Here is a 4,238-nt window from a genome sequence, read left to right as displayed (position 1 = left end):
GCAGGAAGCAACAAAATGGAATTTAGACAAATCACATACTTCTGTCAAATTTTCAATCAACCGGTTCTTTTCGTAAATTACTGGTAAGTTAACCTCTTTTGATGGTAGTTTCAATTTTGACTCGAATAACCTAAAAGAAAGTAAAGCAAAATTTACAATTACAGTGAGTAGTGTGAATACGGAAAACGAGCAAAGAGAACAGCATTTGCAATCTCCATATTTCTTCGATTCTGAAACGTATCCAAAAATGACATTTACATCCACCAAATTCTCAAAAAAGACTGATACGGAATATTTGATATACGGAAAACTCACTATAAAGGATCAAATAAAAGATGTTGTTTTACCAATGAAAATAGCCGGTAAAATGGAGCATCCTATGGCCAAAGGAGTATTTGTTTTAAGTGTTGCTATAAATGCTACGATTGACAGAACGGATTAGGGGTGGGAACAGGAAATTGGGCGAAAACGATGGTACTCAGTGACGAAGTAAAAATTAATATCCCAATAGATTTAGTTCGTAAAAAGTAATCTTTATAGTACTATTGATTAAAGAAAAGAATCAGAGGGAAATTTTAGCAGTTTTTACTCTGGTTCTTTTATTAATTTATATCTGGTCGAAGAAACTACAGGTGATACAGGGGAAGTGAGAAATAATTAAAAGAAGGATGCTACTACTCCCTACAAAATATATAAATCAACAAAAACGTCCGATTTTTACAAATTTCAATTATACGTAACAAGTATCTTTGTGATAATAAAAACCTCAATAAACTTTGAAGTGCAAGATTTAAACAGTAGATCTGAACGAGCAATAAATTCTATTTTAAAACTAGAAAAATGGTAAAATTAATTTTATAAGCGCTTCATACGAACTAGAAAGTACTGCTGATGGAATGGTTAGATTAAGCCTTACTTCAAGCTATCAATTAACTTTAACAAACATCACCAAATTTTTAAGTTTGACTTTAATATGAAAAAATTAAAAACAAAATTTAAAAATATGGCTCAGTGCTTCATCGAAAGTTCAGTTCCTTTTAATCCCGAACTAATTATGGCTGAGTTCGTTATCCAATATTTTAAAAATTCTTTGATATGAGGATAAAAACATCGAGTATAAGGCGGTTTCTCTGGTTTTACCTAGGTACAACTTTTGTTTTATTGCTGTTAGCGTTCTTTTTAATTCTACATAAAAACAACTACTCAGTGGATACGGCTGCTGTATTTTTTCAAGATTTCGTGGAAACTATGTTGACCAGTACTTTATTTCACATCATAGCAACGATTCCATATGTTATTTTTTTACTTATAAAAAGTATTATTTCCGACTATAAACGAAACAAAATTAAAGGCCTTTTAAAAGGCACGCTTTTAAAGGTAGCGATTCTTGTTACGGGTCTTTTTATTGGGAATTCAGTGCTACAATACTATCGGTTATCTGAAGAGTTGAATTATACTTGGGATTACTCCGTAGAAAACAATTCTGCCTGCGTAAATGATTATTATCGTATCGATAAAAAACAAAGAGGTATTCATGTATTCAATATAAGTGAAAATACAGAAGACCTCGAGAAGCTTAAGACTAATAATTTTGAATGGATTACGCTTACACCATTTATAGATCAAGGTCATTACAATAAACCATCGTTAAGATTAATCTCAGATGATAGCTATAACACTAAGCTAAAACACTACCAAGCGATAAAGGATGAATGTGATAAGTATGGAATAAAAATAATGCTGAAACCTCATATTTGGCTATCAGATATTCAAAACGGGAAGTGGCGATCTGATATTGAAATGGAAACTGAACAAGACTGGAATACTTGGTTTGAGAATTACGATCAAACCATTATAAAATATGCAGAACTTGCGGAAAAATTAAAGCTTGAACAATTCTGTATAGGTACGGAGTTAGAAACGACTGTTTATGAAAAACCCCATAAATGGATGGACCTAATAAAAAGAGTTAAAGCAACTTATAAAGGAAAGCTGACCTATGCAGCCAATTGGGATAATGAGTACAAAGAAGTGCCTTTTTGGGATGAATTAGATTATATAGGCATTCAAGCTTACTTTCCGTTAAGTAAAAAAGATGACCCAACTCTTTTAGAGTTGGAAAACTATTGGAGAAAACATGCAGAAGAAATCTCGTTGGTTAGTTCAAAATTTAACAAACCTATACTTTTTACAGAATTAGGTTATAAGTCTATTCTAGGTACTTCTAAAAAACCATGGGAATGGAATGGTATGAATAGTCTATATTCTAAAATTTCGAAGGGGGAACAACTCTTGTGTTATCAGGCCTTTTTTAATACTATATGGAAAAAACCATGGTTCCATGGTATTCACATTTGGGAATGGCAAGGTAGTGGTGCGTCTGATGGTAATAACACTAATTTCACTATTGAAGGTAAACCATCACTAAATCTCGTCGCAAAATGTTTTAAAGTTTATTAACAATAAAATACGTCTAGGCTATTATTTTTTGTCTTATGAACAACTAAATAGATCATATTTTTAACAAACATCACATTTCAATATATACTCAGGTATATATTACAAATGTAGATGGCTTGGTATGCCTTTTTAATAATTTTCCGGAAATGGAACGTCATGCTCGGTTAACAATAGGAAGGGTTTTTAGCCATTTAGTGGAACGAATTACGTGTATGCGATTTACATCTAACAAGGATAGATATCTTAATTTTCAAATAATCCATTCAGTTATTTTCCACCGTATTCCTATGGGAATGGTTGCATCTTATTTGGGTGTAACTCAAGAAACATTGAGTAGGGTATGAGCTAAAAAGTAATTATTTGACATAGGTCAAAAGTTTAGAGATATAAACCCATTAATCTTGTAAAAAATTAGAATTATGAATATTACTAGAGTATTAAAATTATTTTCTATCGCATGTCTGACAATTTTATCATTTAAATCGTTTGCCCAAGAAACTTTAAAAACTAAGAATATTGAGTCTGTATTGTACCTAGGAGATTCGAAAAGTCAACCATTAGTTGTTGGTTTTGGTGGAGCAGAAGGTGGGAATGCTTGGACAAGTGATCAATGGAAAGAAAATAGAGATCAGTTTATAAGAAAAGGATATGCTTTTTTGGCAATAGGCTATTTTGGTGCAAATGGAACACCAAAAAAATTGGACAAAATAGCAATAGAAGACGTCTATAATGCAATTAAAGAGGCTACAAAAAATAAAAAAGTTAATAGCAGTAAAATTGCAATTGTAGGAGGTTCAAGAGGTGCAGATTTGGCGTTGTTAATTGGTAGTTATTATAAGGACATTGATTGTGTCGTTGGTTTAGTTGCTAGTAATGCTGTTTTTCCTGGAATTACAGACCATTTTACCACATCGAGTTGGACTTTCAATGATAATGAACTCCCATTTATACCTGTAAATGATGCAGCCATACCTTATTTGATGAAAAGGGATTTAAGAGGGGCATATCAGGCTATGCTCCAAGATACCATAGCAGAAAGGAAATCTTTGATTAAGGTCGAAAAAATAAAAGGCCCTATTCTATTGATTTCTGCAACCAAAGACGAAATTGCGCCTACTACGGAAATGTCAAATAAGATTATCTCAAGGTTAGAAAAGAATAATTTCAATTATACTAAGGAGCATGTGGCAATAGAAGGCGGACACGCGGAACCGCTCAAACATTTCGATTTAGTATTTGATTTTTTAGAAAAACATTTCCCGGTGAATTAATTGCAGGGGTTAATCATAGGAACATATTTTAAAAGTCCTAATTGGGGCATTTGAACTTTTTAAAATAATACAAAACATTTTTTTAAGCTATATAGTTAATGGTGAGTATATTAAGTTTTATATACTCTAGTTAATTCAAATTAATAATAAATTAAGGAAGACTAAAAATGAAACAAAGTTTATCATACTATATTACTTTACCAATAATAAAAATAAAAGGATTAAAAAAGATTTTAGTAAAGTAATAATAGACTATAAGAAAATAAGAAAAGAAGAAAAGAAGATGTTCATTATCCGAAAGGTGAATTTTTTAAACAGAATCGACTACGAACCTTTAAATTTTCGGATACCTTCGTTACCGAAATAGGATTAAATGAAAATTCGGAAAGTCTTTTAATATTCGTTCATGGAGGTGCATTTATTTCTGGACCAGCCCAACATCATTGGGATACTTTAAAAAAAATCGCACAACAAACAAATTATAAGATTTGGATGTGTAATTATCCC

3 protein-coding genes are annotated in these 4,238 nt (G+C 31.5%); all 3 read left to right on the top strand.

All coding sequences use genetic code 11. From position 1 onward, the window contains the following. The first annotated feature begins 76 nt into the window (after positions 1–76). The 3 genes from CXF67_RS08405 (at position 77) to CXF67_RS08395 (ending at position 3,731) form a co-directional block, all read left to right on the top strand. Positions 77–442 carry a YceI family protein gene (locus CXF67_RS08405; RefSeq protein ID WP_102088353.1) on the top strand — a complete coding sequence of 122 codons (366 nt, stop codon included), beginning with the start codon at positions 77–79 and terminating at the stop codon, positions 440–442. A 653-nt stretch (positions 443–1,095) separates the two neighbouring features. Beyond that, entirely contained in the window at positions 1,096–2,460 is a 1,365-nt protein-coding gene (locus CXF67_RS08400) for a glycoside hydrolase family 113 (RefSeq protein WP_102088352.1), read from the top strand. 419 nt (positions 2,461–2,879) lie between these two features. Continuing rightward, positions 2,880–3,731, top strand: coding sequence for an acyl-CoA thioester hydrolase/BAAT C-terminal domain-containing protein (locus CXF67_RS08395; RefSeq protein WP_102088351.1), 852 nt, complete (start codon positions 2,880–2,882; stop codon positions 3,729–3,731). The last annotated feature ends 507 nt before the right edge of the window (positions 3,732–4,238 follow it).

Source organism: Psychroflexus sp. MES1-P1E, from assembly GCF_002836055.1.
Classification (GTDB): Bacteria; Bacteroidota; Bacteroidia; order Flavobacteriales; family Flavobacteriaceae; genus Psychroflexus.
The sequence above is the reverse complement of the archived record's forward strand: the minus strand, read 5'-3'. Positions and strand labels throughout refer to the sequence as shown.